The organism is Rouxiella aceris, assembly GCF_012933545.1.
Classification (GTDB): Bacteria; Pseudomonadota; Gammaproteobacteria; order Enterobacterales; family Enterobacteriaceae; genus Rouxiella; species Rouxiella aceris.
On record NZ_JAADJU010000002.1, the window covers coordinates 275400 to 290361 of the forward strand.

Consider the following 14962-nt stretch of genomic DNA (forward strand, 5'->3'; position numbering starts at 1 on the left):
CGCCCCGGTTTAGGTGTTGGGTTGAAGCATGCGAATAGGGAAGGTTTTGTCCCCATCGTTGCTGCCGACGCAATCTGCGCGACCAGACTCTGGTGATTTGCACTGTATGTTTGGAACGATGAAATTTGTTCCGTCGCTACATGTCATCTGTTCGGGTTGCGTGATGTTAAGGGCACCTTGCTGCAAATTGCCCTTGGCTGAACCGGTGCAGGTTACGCCACTGGACTGGCGCACACTGACGGTGCCATTGCCTTGTTCAAAGTTGTATTGCAACTGCAGCGGACGACCGGTGAGCTTGTCCTGGATGCCGCCATTGGCCCGCCACTGGCCATTAAGAAACCGAGCCGGGCCGTCCCGCAGGTTAGGCGGCAGTGTCAGCGGTTTTCCCTGAGCCGGGGTTGCCGGCGGTTGGCTGTTGGCCGTGTTAGCGGGTTGCTGAGATCCCGTGTTCTGAGCATCCTGGCGAGCCGGTTGAACCGGGTCAGTGGATTTGGTTACATCGCCGTTTTCGGTATTGTTCAACGGTTGTGGCTTGTCACTGGGGAGATTACTGGCATCCGCAGCGGAAGAGGTGTCAGGATTAACGGGGTGCCCGGCGTCTAGTGGCTGGCCTGAAATGGTTTTTTCTCCCTCGCTGGTGTCTGCCACTGCACTTTTTACTCCACCAGTGATCTCTGCCCCTGCGTTTTTCTCAGCCGTCAGTTTTTGCACATTCAGATCGGCAGTGGCCGGAACATTCACATCTGAGGCATTGCCGGTATTAGCGTGGCCGACGGCTTGCGAGAGGGTTTTATCTCCGGATAAACCTGGCAGGCCCGGTAATGAGAGTGAGGGTGCACAACCACGGAGCAATCCCAGCAAAACAGCCAGAAACAGCAGAGCTAACAGTAACCAAAGCAGCCAGCGCCACCAACGCCAGTTCCAGCGTCGGGTTCGGGTAGCCGTCTCCACTTGCGGTATTGTCGATGATGTTGCCGTGATGGCTGACTGTACGACCGGCTGGATAGGTGCGGAAATCGGCGTTGACAGCGGTACAGAGGAGGGCTCCAACCAATGCATGGGATCCTGCTGCCCTTCTGTCGGGTGGATAAATCCCCAAAAGGTAATAACCAGCACCCCGTTAACCAGATAGACAAAATCATAATCGGGGAAATGGATAACTGACTTCAATAGCTGAGCAAATACCCGGCGATCGCCGCCTGTTCCACTCTGTTCAGCGTTAAGCTGTTGTTCGCTTAATGCTTGTACCGCTATCCGGAATTCATTGAATTGCTGACGTGCAGAGGCTCGTTCGCTTTCGCTTGCCCCACTCCAGGGAACAACGTCGCCGGGAAAGCTGCTATACCAGTCGGTTCGATCGCCTCCCTGATCGTTTTGCGGTACGGCGAGGTGGCGGGCCAGATCGCGTCCGGCATCGAGACGGTATATGGCTTCCCGAAGCTGAAATGCCATTTTGAACACCGGGTAGCCGGTTTCACCAAGCGCCTTAAATGAAGAGTTATGCCCTGTACGTAATAGGGGTCCCTGAATCGAATCTCGCATCGTCTAATCCTTGTAAGGCTGTGAATTAATGCAATTCTTAGTGAGTGCGGCTAATTTTTTCTCGCCCCAGGCGTCCATTCAAAGCCCCAGCCAAAATGTTTGTCTAAAGACTCCCGGTCAGGGAAGAAACTGTTGAGGCGTTCAACTTTTATGTCACCATCAACATTTTTTAATCTGGCTATCGCAGCGACATTATTGCGTTCGTTGCCATCAACCAGGGTGGAGCTTATCGGCGGCTGACCGGGGACATAAAGGGTGATGGTGGCATTGGTGCCCTGCCAGTTATTTGTGCCACCGTAGATAAAGCTATAAATCAACACTTCATCAATATCCTGCCAGTTGCTTCCGTTGATGAAGAGCCATTCACCATCCTGGTCGTCGCCGTCACGCATATCTTTTTGCAACAACATATAAGGTGGTTTGTCGTAGTTACCGAGAAATTTACTCAGTGCCTCGACGCCGCTTTTTTTGCCATTTTTAAAACGAACAAATGCTGCGATATCCAGATCAATGGGTTGTTGGTGCGCACCTTGTTGCCAGGTCAGATTGGCTTTAATTTTCCCAAAGTCCTTACGCTTCGCCAGATTTATGCTGGGGTTATCCTGAGTTAAGCGAGTAGGGGAGGGTGCCGGGGAAAGCGCGACGGGCGTTTCTACTGGAGGGTTATTATAAGTATGCTGCCGATACCACCACCAGGCGAGCGCCAGCAGGGCCAATAAAAGCAGTAATAACAGCCAGGGCAGTAAGCGTCGTTGCCAGGATGCCGAGGCAATCGGCATGGGCGTTTGCTGCACAGGAATTGCCCAGTTGATCAATACAGGCTCGCCACCGACGCCATAGCAGCTTAGCCCTTGAGAATGGGTGAGCAACATTTGCAAGGCATCAGCGGATTTATCCTCGCCGCGGGAGGCAAGCTGCTTAATCAGGCCTGCAAGGATATCCTGATATTGCTGGCGCTTGTTCTGTACTCTAAGCTGTTCAGTATCACTCAGTGCTGACAGTGGTGTTGCCAGCCCCTGGCGCTCTGTCCACCACTCAAGATTGCCTTCAGCACTCTGACGTGCAGTAGCAAAGAGTAGGGCAAGAGACGGTGGCAGATGACGGCGGATAATCGCGACCGTTTCTTCGTAAGTTGCCAGCGTAGAATTATCAATTGGCGCTGCAGTTATTAATCGTTGCATAACCCAGAATCATTATTATTGCCGTTGGCCTCAGTCACTTCATAGAGGACTGGCGGCATACCAGTAAGCGATATCAGTATTGTTAGGTCACTGCTATCTCTTGGTCCATTTTATGCAACGTGACGGCCATCAACGCTCGCCACGTCGGCTGCGTTTTTAGTGAAGCGTATTTGCCTGCTCAAGCGCCTGAATTCTCTTTTTGGCGTCAGCAATTTTTTTCTCAATAACGGCAATTTCACTATCACTATTCGCTTTTTGAGATTGCTGTTGCAGTTCTTGCAGTTTTCTAATTTCTTGCTGGCGTTGTTTGTTTTGAACTTTGCTTGATTGCAGACGATTCAACGTCTGCGCCAGATCTGAGCGGACAGCCGTTAATTTGGCTTGCTCATTTTCCAGTTGCTGACTTGAGGCGAGTTCTCTGCTTTGCGTATTTGCCAGATCTTGTTTAGCGAGCTTATTTTCACGCTGGCTTTGCAGGACTTGTTGCTCTTTCTCGTCAACTTTTTGTCTGTAACCGCCAGAGGTAGCGCAGTTCAACTTGGTGATAAAGCTGGGATCTTGCGCATGTAAATCGCAGTCCTGCGGGGTGGTTGCACAACCGGCAAGCAAGAATGGTGCGAGTAGGATGTATTTTCTCATAAAGCCGTCCATGAACAGGGGCAACTTAATAAAATTGCGAGGCCCAAAATAGCCGTAAAAGGGGGCCGATAATAATACCGGCCCGCAATCATCAACCCAGAGAAATAGCCTGGCGCTGACTGTACAAACCGTTCGCTTCTGATTCCAGCGCACTAATTTGAGCACTAAGTTGGTCATTTTCTTTGGTCAGTGTTGCTAGCTTGGCTTTTTCTGCTGCTGTCGTTGCCTTCTGTGCCTGCAGAGCCACTTTATAACCGGCTTTTGTTTCGTTCATCGCCTTGATTTGTGATTTCATTTCCTTGATGTTGGCATCAATTTGAGACAGGTCTTTAGCCGCGCCAGCTTTATCAAATCCGGCTTTATCTTTTTGCAGGCTAATTTTGGTCAGAGTGGCATGGTTTTCACTGATGACTTTTTTCATTGCAGTAGATGCTGTTTCCACATTGACGGTATCTTTATTGATGTCTTTACCCATCGCTTGCAGGCGATCTGCAGTCGTGGCGTAATTTTTCTTCAGACTATCCAGGTAGTAGTTGGTGGCAAAACCAGCCGCACATCCGGCAGCACCACCAATAGCGGCACCGGCAACAACTTTTTTAGTGTTTCCTGCTGCTAAACCTGCCAGTGCACCAATACCAGCACCAGCAACAGCACCTACGGCACAGCCTTGCGCGCCGGAAGCGGTGAAAAATTTGGATTGTTCACCGCTGGTCAGTCGGGCATCGGGTTTGGTGTCAGACAGAAGAGTACTGCCAGTATTAGCGCAGCCACTAAGAAGCAGGGTGAGAGAAACCAGAAGACAGGTTGCGCTATGTTTAAACTTAATTACCATCTGTTTTATCCTTAAATTAGCAAATAGAGCAGCTTTGGACGTCACTGTGCTGCCCATCGATATTATTGATGTAAAAAATTTGTTAGAGGTCTGTGCGATTTGTCAATATTACAATGGTGGTCGATTTATAATCGTTTTTGCGCTGTTATTATCAATAACGATTTTCTTACCATCTCATTCAGGCATGTCTCAATAAGGATAAACATGTACATGGGGGAGCTTTATCCATAAAACACCAGATACCTATCGGCATACCCGTCGAAACCTTTAGCAGAAAAATGAAAAAAAATTAATGTTTCCGCAGGTGCATCGGTTTTAGTTCTTCTGCTCTTTTAGCCCCCTGTTTTGATAAAATTTACAGCAATACAAGGGGTGGTGTTGCTCCTGGGGTCTGCCAGGGTTTCGTTGCGTCCTCTGGCGTTTATTTGTTTTTTTGTTAAAAATGTTAAGTGTGGTGAATGTATTTAAATAACCCAAATCAATATTGCACAAACTTGCCCGTGCATTAAACTAGCCAATCCAAGAGCCATTTTTATCTGCTAACTCGTTATAAACGACGGATCGATTATGAAAATTATTAATTGTGAAATACGGGATGTGACTAGCGGAAATAACGTCAGAGTGATGAGTCCGGCGAATATTTATGAGTGCGAGCTGCATGACGATGTATTTATCGGTCCTTTTGTCGAAATTCAGAAAGGGTGTGTGATTGGTCGCGGCAGTCGTGTGCAGTCACACAGCTTTATTTGCGAGAATGTCACCCTGGGGGCAAACTGCTTTATTGGCCACAATGTCACCTTTGCCAATGACTTGTTTAAGTGTGGTGCGCCGGATGCGGATGCGCGCAATTGGATTAACATTACCCTTGGCGATAATGTCAGCATTGGCAGCGGTGCGACAATTTTAACCGATGCAATATGCAGTGGTTCAGTGATAGGTGCCGGCAGTGTGGTGGTCAAGCCGGTAACGGTGAAGGGCATTTATGCCGGTAATCCAGCCCGATTGATCAGAGCGTTGTAACTCATTAATGGGCCGCTTAAGCTGGCCCAGACAGTTACCGGTAAATTTGAGAGTATTTCAATGCAATATAAATACAAACTTTTTTATAATGCTGTGTGCATTAAAAGTACCAAATTAAAAATTTTCTTATTATTCTAAACAGGCCGAGAAAGCCAATAAAAACAAGGCAAGATAAGGAAATGTCTACCAGAGTGTTTCCCTCGCCAACAATTTTTAGCGATGAAAAGGATACCAGTAACACCGTTAAAGAGAAGCTAAACAGAGCGGTTAGTTTTTTTATCCATAAAAAATTCGCTTTATTATTCATTGTTTCTCCCTTATTAATTTTTTATAAACCAGAGCCTATCCGGGTAAAGACCAGCAGTTTTCCTTTAAGCAATAATAATACTGTGCGCATAAACAACAAGCTAATCAGAAAGTTGCTAAACACAAAAAGGGGCAGTGCCAGCACCGGTAATATCCCGTCTGTAGCGGCATGGCCGAGATGCAGGGCGGTGGTGGCAAGGGCCGAAAGCCCGAATGAGAAACTCCAGAACGAAGCATTAAAGGGACTTTTCAGATACCAGGGAAACAGGCGGATCATAAACAGCAATTGCAACAGACCGTAGCCGAACAGCATTTTTGCCAATACATCCACTTCGCCGCCATTGATTGCCAGCCAGGCGCTGCATGCCACCAGCGCCGGGGCCAGTTGAATACCGAGCGAGGTCCGTACCGCTATGGGCATTTCTCCCTGATTGCGCATCCGTTGCAAAATGGCCGGTTCCAGACTGAGCCAGGAGAAGATCCCCGCCCCCAGAAACAGCAGACCCAGGTCGTGATAACCTAACGTCCCACAGGCCATGCAACTGATAAAGTTATTGGCCACGGTCGGCAGATAGAGCCCCGGCGTAGTGGCTTCATGATCGTGTTTTCCTCGCCACAGTCCGGCACTTTGCCAGGCGGCATAGACCAACTGTGTGACGGCCCCGGCGACAAACATGGCAACAGTCAGTGCATGCCACCAGGGCGCAATCCCCATCGCCACCAGCATGGTAGTCGCCGGGAACAGGCTGACATAACTGCTCATTAGCGGATGTTCGATTTCCGCTTTTACGCTGTGAGGAAAACGCACTAAGCGGTATATAAAAGCGCAGGCAAGCAGCAACCAAATAAGCGTCGCCATTACCACTAATCCATCACCAATTATCATCGGCACCGGCCAAATAGTGGCGGCATAACGCCAGCCAAAACCGGCGCCAATGGTGCCCAGCACCATGCCAAAATAACCAGCGGGTAAATTCAGACGAAGAGGGGGGGTTCTAACAGCAGAATTGTTCATTTTTTTAATTCAAATAAAGTTTAAACAAATAGTAGTTTTTTTATCTCACAAAATCAATGGCTGCCAGAATAGGCCTTCTATCTATAAAGTAGTATATTGATTTACCCCTCTTTTGGTATTCAATCTGCCTCTATGTGCAATTTTTTTGACACATCATTCTCTGTGCTGTTTTTGTTATTAATCCCTCTTTGGAATGTTAAGAAATCAATATTTGTTTGAGGCTTGTAATAATAAAATTAAAGATGTATTTTAAATGCATCTTTTGTTGTGGAGTGAGGTGCATAGTGTTAACCGAAGAGCAGAAAGAGTTAGTAAAGGCGACAGTTCCGGTACTGCGGGCAAACGGCGTGGCGCTGACTGAGTATTTTTACAATCGTATGCTGAGCAATAATCCTGTGTTAAAAGAAACCTTTAACATGGGGAATCAACGCAGCGGAGCACAGGCAAAAGCCCTGGCGGGGGCGGTACTGGCTTATGCGGAAAATATCGACGATCCCAGCGTACTGGCACCGGTCATTGAGCTGGTATGTAATAAGCATGTCAGTTTAAATATTCAGGCTCCGGATTACGCTATTGTCGGCGAGAACTTGCTTCACTCTATCAGCGAAGTGCTGGCCATTTCGATGGATGATCCGTTAATAAGCGCCTGGGCAATAGCCTATGGACAGCTTGCTGATTTATTTATTGCCACGGAAAAAGCCATTTATAGCGAGCACGAAACAACCGCTGGTAGCTGGTTGGGATGGCGCAATTTTATTATTAAAAGCAAGATTAATGAAAGTGATGAAATTACTTCATTCTATCTGACACCCGAGGATGGCAAGCCATTACCGTTATATAAGCCAGGGCAGTATATCACTTTACGTATTATGGTCCCTGAGCTTGGCATTAAGCAGCCACGTCAATATAGTTTATCCGATAGCCCCTCGGGGGAATATTTGCGCATCTCGGTTAAACGCGAGTATGCGCGTACCGAAGATCATAACCCGGGCTATGTCTCCTCGACCTTGCATCAGGTAGCACAAGAAGGCGACCGGGTTGAACTCAGTGCACCCTGCGGAAACTTTTTCCTGGTCAATGCTGATAACAGCAATGTGTTTATCAGCGCAGGGATAGGGCAAACCCCCATGCTTGCTATGCTAAATCAGTTAGTAACTGGCGGATCCTCGACAGAAAATGAGCACACACTGCCGGGCAAAACAGAAGCGTATTTCTCCAGCGTCAACCAGGTTAAAAAACCGATATATTTTATCCATGCCGCTCGCGGTTCCAATGTGCATGGGATGCGCGCAGAGGTTCAGGCATTGGCCAATGAAAACCCTCATCTCCATGCCTTTGTGGCTTATGAAAATGTGGTAGCTGAAGATATCCTCGGTAAAGACTACCATCTGCAAGGCCGACTCGATCTCAAGCAATTGCCGGAAAGTTATCTTCCCAAAGATGCCGATTATTACCTGTGTGGCCCAGCCCCCTTTATGCAGCAGCAAAGAGAGTCATTGCTGGAACTTTGCATTCCCGTAGAGAGAATACACAGTGAAGCCTTTGGTCCCGGAGGCGTTGCGCTTTAACCTTTTCCCGTTGCAAGTGTCGCCAGCGTTAGGCTAGGCCTTGCAACTGTCAAAAAGACACTGTAACAGTCAAAATGACAATAAATCAGCATTGTCATTTTGACATTATTAAATTTAAAACTATTTAAAATCAAGGTGATAAATGCTGGCACGCCGTTTGCTATCTCTATGTATCGATTATTAAATCAATCATTAAAGGTAACTAACATGGCGATTCAGGTAAAAAACAACATCCAGTGGGTTGGGCAACGTGACTGGGAAGTTCGCGATTTTCATGGCACTGAATATAAGACCCTGCGTGGCAGCAGCTATAACAGCTATCTGATCCGCGAAGAAAAAACCGTGTTAATCGACACCGTCGATCATAAATTCAGTCGCGAGTTTGTCCAGGCGCTGGCCGAGGAAATCGATCTCAATACCCTGGATTTTATCGTTATCAACCACGCCGAAGAAGATCATGCCGGCGCCCTGACTGAGCTGATGTCACGCATTCCCAACACGCCAATTTACTGTACCGCCAATGGTATCGACTCCATTAATGGCCATCATCATCACCCGGAATGGAATTTTAATATTGTCCATACCGGCGACACTTTGGATATCGGCAATAATAAACAGCTGATCTTTGTAGAAACCCCGATGTTGCACTGGCCGGACAGTATGATGACCTATATCACCGGCGACGCAGTGCTGTTTAGTAATGACGCTTTTGGTCAGCATTACTGCGATGAGCATCTGTTTAATGATGAAGTTGATCAGAACGAACTGTTTGAACAGTGTCAGCGTTATTACGCGAATATTCTTACGCCGTTCAGCCGTCTGGTAGCACCCAAAATTCATGAAATTCTCGGTTTTAATCTGCCGGTCGATATGATCGCTACTTCACACGGCGTGGTATGGCGGGATAACCCGACGCAGATTGTGCATCAGTATCTCGCCTGGGCAGCGGATTATCAGGAAGATCGCATCACGATTTTCTACGACACCATGTCCAATAACACTCGTATGATGGCGGATGCAATTGCCCAAGGTATCAATGAAACCGATCCGCGGGTAAAGGTTAAAATCTTTAACGTGGCTCGCCATGACAAGAATGAAATTCTCACTAACGTCTTCCGTTCCAAAGGTGTGTTGGTTGGTTCATCGACCATGAACAATGTGATGATGCCGAAGGTCGCCGGCATGCTGGAAGAGTTGGCAGGCCTGCGTTTTCGTAATAAGAAAGCCGCCGCATTCGGCAGTTTTGGCTGGAATGGCGGGGCGGTAGATCGTATCCAGACCCGTCTGATGGATTGCGGTTTTGAAACCTCGCTGGCGTTGAAAGCCAAGTGGCGTCCCGACCGTGACAATCTGGAACTCTGTCGTCAACACGGACGTGATATTGCCCGCCAATGGGCATTGGAACCTTTGTTACCGGAACCAGCACCAGTCGCACAAACCCCCGTCAGCCCGCTGGCAGCCAGCGACGCACAGACTCCGCAACCGGTGGACACCGTGGTTTTAGCCGACAACGCGGCAAGTGCAGAGTTGGGGCCCTGTATGCAGTGCAGTGTCTGCCTGTGGATTTATGATCCACAACAAGGGGAGGCGATGCAGGAGGTTGCGCCTGGTACCTGCTGGCAGGATGTCCCGGATGATTTCTTATGCCCGGAATGTGCGATGGGTAAAGAGGTCTTTGATCCTCTGCCAGGGGAAGCAAAATGAATAACGGCATTGTGATCATCGGATCCGGTTTTGCTGCCCGTCAGCTGGTGAAAAATCTGCGCAAACAAGATAGCCATGTTCCTATTACGCTGATTGCCGACGATAGCTGCGATGAATATAACAAACCGGAACTCAGCCATGTTATCAGCCAGCAACAACTGGCAGATGCGCTGACCAGGGGATCCTCGGTCAGCTTTGCACAACAATATAATCTGCAACTGCATAGCAACACGCGGGTCATGGCCATCGATGCCGCAAGCCAACGGGTATCCAGCCAGCAGCACAGCTGGCAGTACGATAAGCTGGTATTAGCCGTCGGGGCATCCGCTATTGTTCCACCGATAGCGGGTCACCAACATATGCTGACGCTCAACAGCCAGCAGGAATACCGTCAGTGTGAAGATCGTCTGTTGTCGGCGAAACGGGTATTGATCCTCGGCGGCGGCCTGATTGGCAGTGAGCTGGCAATGGATATGTGCCGTGCAGGTAAACAGGTGACGGTTATCGATCAGGCCAATAGCTTGTTATCGTCACTTATGCCGGTCGAGGTCAGTAGCCGCCTGCAATGCTCCCTGCAACAGATGGGGGTTGAACTGCTGCTTAATCAGCAACTGGTCAGTCTGCAACTTGCGGAGGGAGGGCTGTTGGCCACCCTAAGTAACGGGCGGCAATTGCTGACGGACGCGGCTGTTTCCGCCGTCGGCTTACGGCCCAATAGCAAACTGGCCCGACAGGCGGGTTTGCAGGTAAATCGTGGCATTCTGGTGGATAGCTGTTTACAGACCTCGGCAGAGAACATTTATGCGCTGGGTGACTGCGCGGAAATTAATGGTCAATTACTGCCATTCCTGCAACCCATCCAGTTTGGTGCCATTACCTTAGCCAAAAATTTACTCGGCACCCGCGACGGGTTAACACTGCCGCCGATGCTGATTAAAGTGAAGACCCCAGCTATGCCCATGCAACTGGCCGGGGAAACTCAGCGCCAGGATTTGCAATGGACTATCCTGGCCGAAGCACAGGGTATAATTGCCAAAGGATTTGATCGTCAACAGCAGTTACGAGCCTTTATTGTCAGTGAAGATCATATGAAGCAGGCGTTTGTTTTATTAAAAACGTTGAATAATTCCTATAAAACCCAGGAGCAGCAATGAAAGCATTATGGTCATATAACACACTGCCCCTCTGGAATAGTACCAATATTCCAGAGGCGTTGTTAACTGGCTGCCAGCATGAGGATGGGGTATGGGCAAGCTTATCTGTTGAGCAGGGTTCATTAATAGTTGAAAACCTTTCCGCCACTGGCGAAAGCCTTGGCCAGCAGTCTCTTCGGGCAGATTCAGATGATATGATGATCGCTCCTCTGCAAAAGTATCGCATTGTCTCTTTTTCTGATGATATCCGTTGCCAACAAACCCTGAGCTGCCGGGCCGAAGACTATTTCTCGCGTAAGTACCAGCTGACCGCCACTCACTCCGAGGTCGTTTCTGCGTCAGAATTTATCACTCCCGGTAAAACGCTGGATCTGGGGTGCGGCGTGGGGCGTAATGCGCTCTATCTAAACCTTAAGGGGTTCGATGTGACTGCCTGGGATAAAAACGCGGAAAGTATCGCACGGGTCAATGAGTTAATTACTCTTGAAGGCCTGACAAATATTTCGGCGCAAGTTAATGATTTAAATTCACTGGAATTTTCCGGTAATTATGACTTTATTTTATCAACGGTTGTCTTTATGTTTCTCAACCGGGAAAGCATCCCGTCCTTGATTGAGAATATGCAAGCCGCCACCAAGGCTGGGGGCTATAATTTGATTGTTGCCGCCATGGATACCACGGATTACCCTTGTCCGTTACCCTTTTCATTTACCTTCAAGGAAGGGGAGCTAAAAAGCTACTATCAGCACTGGGATATTCTCAAATATAACGAAAATGCCGGGCAGTTGCATAAAACCGACAGCAAGGGCGAAAGAATAAAACTGCAGTTTGCGACACTGCTGGCGAAAAAAGTGGACTAATGCTTTCGCCAACAGTCTGACGCTATTTTAACCCCAGCCGTTTTGCCAGTCGGTGTAAATTGCCGCTATTCAGATTCAACTTCCTCGCGGTGGCGGCCCAGTTCATATCCGATGCCGTCAGCACCTTGCGGATCACCTCGCGCTGGAACTGATCGGTCAGGGTTGCCAGATCGCCCTGGACCAGGATTGGCGGCATCTCGTTATCTTGCTGCTCGGGCGCTGTCTGGCTGTTGAGATTAAAATGCAGGGGTAATAATTCGGTTACCCCGCCATTTTGTGTTGCCCTGGCCAGTACCGCCGCACGATAAATGGCATGTTCCAGCTCACGGATATTCCCCGGCCACGGATAACCTTCCAGCGCTGTTAAGGCGTCTCCTCTCAGCACCAGTTGTGTCAATCCCAGCTTAATGCGATAACGCTCGCAGAAAAAACCGGCCAGCAGCGGGATATCGCTAACCCGTTCGCGTAATGGCGGCACCACAACGGGGAAGACGCTGAGTCGGTGGTATAAATCGGCGCGAAACTGGCCGCTGACCACCGCTTGCTTAAGCTCACGATTGGTTGCTGCCAGGATACGGACATTGACGCGTTTCATGCTGTCATCGCCGACGCGCTGCAGATCGCCATACTGAATTATTCGCAGCAGCTTGGCCTGCAGGGATAATGACAGCTCGCCAATTTCATCGAGAAATAACGTGCCATTATCGGCCAGCTCAAATTTACCTACCCGATGTTGAATAGCGCCGGTAAACGCCCCTTTGACATGGCCGAACAGTTCACTTTCGGCGACGTTTTCCGGTAATGCCGCACAGTTAAGATAGACCAGAGGATGTGCCGCACGTGCCGAGCCAAGATGTATGGCGCGGGCGACCAACTCTTTGCCGACACCGGTTTCGCCGGAGATCAGCACATTGAGGTCCGAACCGGCAACAATGCCGATCTCTTGTTTCAGTTGCTGCATAACCGGGGAGGAGCCAATAATTTCCCCGCCGTCACGGGCAATGCTGATTTGCTGAACAAAATCGGGCAGCGATTGTTTTTCCAGGGTTTCAACCAGCAGCGCGTTATTCAATGCCGCCGCGGCCAGTACGCTGATAAGCTGTAGCTCTTCATCATTAAATTGATCAAATTGCCGTGGGTTGAGGCTGTCGAAGGTCAGAGCACCAATAAGATTCTGGTCAGCAAAAAGCGGCAAGCCAATACAGGCATGAACCTTTAATTTATCGTGGCCGGGGATCAGACCGTCATAAGGATCCGGCAAATGGCTATCTTCCGGAAATCGCACCACATGACCCGCGCGTGCAATGGCTTCAAGGCGCGGGTGTTGATCCAGGGCAAAACGGCGACCGAGAACGTCCTGGGTCAGGCCATCAATGGCCAACGGGCGGAATTGTTGTGCTTCGAAACGCAAAAGCGCTGTCGCATCGCAGTTAAGCAACTGGCGTAAGCTACTGACCAGCAGCGTAAAGTGATCCCGACGCGTAAGCCCCGTTTGCAAATCTATGGCTATCGCGGCAAGAGACTGAATGGAAAGCGGCATACATCAATCCTAACGTTGGGTGCAATTAAGATAATTTTAACGGCAGGGGGCATGGGACAAACGCTCGGCATGCTGCGTCACGCAAAAAATTTTGGCAATCTGAACATTCTATCGAGGCTGCCTTTAAAATACATCCTTATCAGATTGCAACAAGCGCATATTGGCAGCCAAATACGATGACTTATGGCGATTCAGGGGAAGAAATTGCGAAACCATCATTTTCTGGAAAATATTTACGCCCGTCGCTCTCGGGATACCCTTCAGCAGTGGCTGATAACGCCGGAGAACAATGGGCAACAGGTTGGCAAATCATTCTATCCCCAGGACCTCAAAGCCCTGACCAGCGGGATACAACCCAGCCTTAACCCGGTAATAAAGTCACTGCTCAATGATATCCGTTGCCTGACGGCGGCAGACCCCCTTGCCGAGGTGATGAGTGAAGAAAATTTCCATCTCACCTTTCTGGCGATAACATCTGCGCGCTATCCCCATGCTCGCGATATGCCTCCTGGCGCCAATCTAATCGCAATATTTAATCAAACGGTAGAAAACCGCGAACTCGCCGTGGCGGATTTGCAACTGGTGGCGCTTCCTGACCAGTTGCTGTTAGCCGGAATTCCCGGTGAGCAAGCAGAGAAAAACAGGAAGATGTTCTGGGACGCGCTGCGTGCCTCTGAATGGCAAACCCCGTTACGGCAAAGATATCCGGGCCAGGATGCGCCGCCGGAGTTCTGGCATACCACGCTGCTACGTTACAAAGCCGAGAAACTGCCGCCCGGAGTAAGGGACTATTTTATTTCTCATAGCAACTGCCGATATGGTGCCGTTAGTGGAGAGATCCGGCTGGCGCTGGCCACCTATAACTGGGGTGAGGTGGAGTTTTTATTATAGAAAAGGTTGCTGCATGCTTAGTGCTGCCAGCTTTTATAGACAAACTCCAGCGTGTAGCCATCGGGATCGATAACCCCGGCGGCATAATAGCGCGGGTCATAGTAAAGTCTGATGCCTGGCGCGCCGTTGTCCGTGGCTCCCGCTTTGATTGCCGCCGCATAGGCCTGATCCACTATTTCGGTACTATTGGCCACAAAACCCACATGGGTAGCCCCTCCTGCCGCTGTGCCTTCACGCAGCCAGAAAAATATCCGGCCATTGGCGCCAAAGCCTTTGAGATCCGGGTGCCCCGCCGGTCCGTCTTTGCCGTCATAGTCAACGCGGCTGGTGATACCGAGTGGAGCCAATGCTACGGTGTAAAATGCAACTGATCTCTCCAGATTACTCACCGATAAAAAGATGTGATCGAGCATAAACTCCCCCATAGATAATTGAATATGCCAGCCGCGGACCGCGGCGATTCTGCTGGCAATGCCTTGTATAGCTGATGATAACAAGGGGAGAGGCCAATTACCCGTCTGGCGCAGTTTCTGTTGTGGAAAGGCGTAGCTTTCATCTTATTCCATCCCTCTTTACGGCTAGCGCGGACGGGTAAAGTTATTGCTTTAACTTAAGTGAAATTGCTGGCGTTAAGCGGAGGATACAGTCTGAAAAACAGAAAATAAAGTGTTCCTATATTTCATTAATGACATTTAATGCTCCATTAATAA

13 protein-coding genes are annotated in these 14962 nt (G+C 49.2%); 6 read left to right on the forward strand and 7 right to left on the reverse strand.

Translation table 11 applies throughout. The features are described 5' to 3' along the window. Positions 1–9: 9 nt before the first annotated feature. The 4 genes from GW590_RS04885 to GW590_RS04900 form a co-directional block, all read right to left on the reverse strand. A complete protein-coding gene (locus GW590_RS04885; RefSeq protein ID WP_169401893.1) occupies positions 10–1542 on the reverse strand; it encodes an SrfA family protein in 1533 nt (510 codons plus the stop codon). Between the two features lie 50 nt (positions 1543–1592). Beyond that, a complete protein-coding gene (locus GW590_RS04890) occupies positions 1593–2723 on the reverse strand; it encodes a tellurite resistance domain protein (RefSeq protein ID WP_169401894.1) in 1131 nt (376 codons plus the stop codon). Between the two features lie 156 nt (positions 2724–2879). Next, positions 2880–3362: a hypothetical protein gene (locus GW590_RS04895; protein ID WP_169401895.1), complete on the reverse strand. Its 483-nt coding sequence runs from the start codon at positions 3360–3362 to the stop codon at positions 2880–2882. Positions 3363–3453: 91 nt separating this feature from the next. Beyond that, on the reverse strand, positions 3454–4194 hold the full coding sequence (locus tag GW590_RS04900; RefSeq protein ID WP_169401896.1) for a hypothetical protein: 741 nt from the start codon (positions 4192–4194) through the stop codon (positions 3454–3456). Positions 4195–4761: 567 nt separating this feature from the next. Here GW590_RS04900 and GW590_RS04905 point away from each other — a divergent pair. Continuing rightward, positions 4762–5214, forward strand: coding sequence for an acyltransferase (locus GW590_RS04905; protein ID WP_169401897.1), 453 nt, complete (start codon positions 4762–4764; stop codon positions 5212–5214). Between the two features lie 328 nt (positions 5215–5542). On the opposite strand, the gene tehA is transcribed toward GW590_RS04905, so the two are convergent. Then, positions 5543–6535, reverse strand: coding sequence for a dicarboxylate transporter/tellurite-resistance protein TehA (gene tehA, locus GW590_RS04910; protein WP_169401898.1), 993 nt, complete (start codon positions 6533–6535; stop codon positions 5543–5545). A gap of 284 nt (positions 6536–6819) precedes the next feature. Between tehA and GW590_RS04915 the strand changes: the two genes are divergently transcribed. The 4 genes from GW590_RS04915 (at position 6820) to tehB (ending at position 11821) form a co-directional block, all read left to right on the forward strand. Continuing rightward, entirely contained in the window at positions 6820–8103 is a 1284-nt protein-coding gene (locus tag GW590_RS04915) for a globin domain-containing protein (protein WP_328803042.1), read from the forward strand. A 207-nt stretch (positions 8104–8310) separates the two neighbouring features. After that, a complete protein-coding gene (norV, locus tag GW590_RS04920; RefSeq protein ID WP_169401900.1) occupies positions 8311–9807 on the forward strand; it encodes an anaerobic nitric oxide reductase flavorubredoxin in 1497 nt (498 codons plus the stop codon). After that, complete coding sequence (gene norW / locus GW590_RS04925) at positions 9804–10961, forward strand: NADH:flavorubredoxin reductase NorW (RefSeq protein ID WP_169401901.1); 1158 nt, start codon at positions 9804–9806, stop codon at positions 10959–10961. The genes norV and norW overlap by 4 nt, the downstream gene beginning before the upstream one ends. Then, on the forward strand, positions 10958–11821 hold the full coding sequence (tehB, locus tag GW590_RS04930; protein ID WP_169401902.1) for an SAM-dependent methyltransferase TehB: 864 nt from the start codon (positions 10958–10960) through the stop codon (positions 11819–11821). Before norW ends, tehB begins: the two co-directional genes overlap by 4 nt. Before the next feature lie 22 nt (positions 11822–11843). Here the strand turns inward: tehB and norR are convergent, their stop codons facing one another. Further along, the gene (norR, locus tag GW590_RS04935; protein WP_169401903.1) at positions 11844–13361 is read right to left on the reverse strand and encodes a nitric oxide reductase transcriptional regulator NorR; all 1518 of its coding nucleotides are present in this window, start codon (positions 13359–13361) and stop codon (positions 11844–11846) included. 204 nt (positions 13362–13565) lie between these two features. Here norR and GW590_RS04940 point away from each other — a divergent pair, with 204 nt between their 5' ends. Then, the gene (locus GW590_RS04940) at positions 13566–14252 is read left to right on the forward strand and encodes a hypothetical protein (protein WP_235955857.1); all 687 of its coding nucleotides are present in this window, start codon (positions 13566–13568) and stop codon (positions 14250–14252) included. Between the two features lie 17 nt (positions 14253–14269). Here GW590_RS04940 and GW590_RS04945 read toward each other — a convergent pair whose 3' ends face one another. After that, entirely contained in the window at positions 14270–14665 is a 396-nt protein-coding gene (locus GW590_RS04945; RefSeq protein WP_169401905.1) for a VOC family protein, read from the reverse strand. Positions 14666–14962: the final 297 nt, after the last annotated feature.

Excerpts from the sequence above, each read along its gene's own strand:
- GW590_RS04885 (WP_169401893.1), bottom strand. The coding sequence starts at position 1,542 with ATGCGAGATTCGATTCAGGGACCCCTATTACGTACAGGGCATAACTCT.
- GW590_RS04890 (WP_169401894.1), bottom strand. The coding sequence starts at position 2,723 with ATGCAACGATTAATAACTGCAGCGCCAATTGATAATTCTACGCTGGCA.
- GW590_RS04895 (WP_169401895.1), bottom strand. The coding sequence starts at position 3,362 with ATGAGAAAATACATCCTACTCGCACCATTCTTGCTTGCCGGTTGTGCA.
- GW590_RS04900 (WP_169401896.1), bottom strand. The coding sequence starts at position 4,194 with ATGGTAATTAAGTTTAAACATAGCGCAACCTGTCTTCTGGTTTCTCTC.
- GW590_RS04905 (WP_169401897.1), top strand. The coding sequence starts at position 4,762 with ATGAAAATTATTAATTGTGAAATACGGGATGTGACTAGCGGAAATAAC.
- tehA (WP_169401898.1), bottom strand. The coding sequence starts at position 6,535 with ATGAACAATTCTGCTGTTAGAACCCCCCCTCTTCGTCTGAATTTACCC.
- norV (WP_169401900.1), top strand. The coding sequence starts at position 8,311 with ATGGCGATTCAGGTAAAAAACAACATCCAGTGGGTTGGGCAACGTGAC.
- norW (WP_169401901.1), top strand. The coding sequence starts at position 9,804 with ATGAATAACGGCATTGTGATCATCGGATCCGGTTTTGCTGCCCGTCAG.
- tehB (WP_169401902.1), top strand. The coding sequence starts at position 10,958 with ATGAAAGCATTATGGTCATATAACACACTGCCCCTCTGGAATAGTACC.
- norR (WP_169401903.1), bottom strand. The coding sequence starts at position 13,361 with ATGCCGCTTTCCATTCAGTCTCTTGCCGCGATAGCCATAGATTTGCAA.
- GW590_RS04945 (WP_169401905.1), bottom strand. The coding sequence starts at position 14,665 with ATGCTCGATCACATCTTTTTATCGGTGAGTAATCTGGAGAGATCAGTT.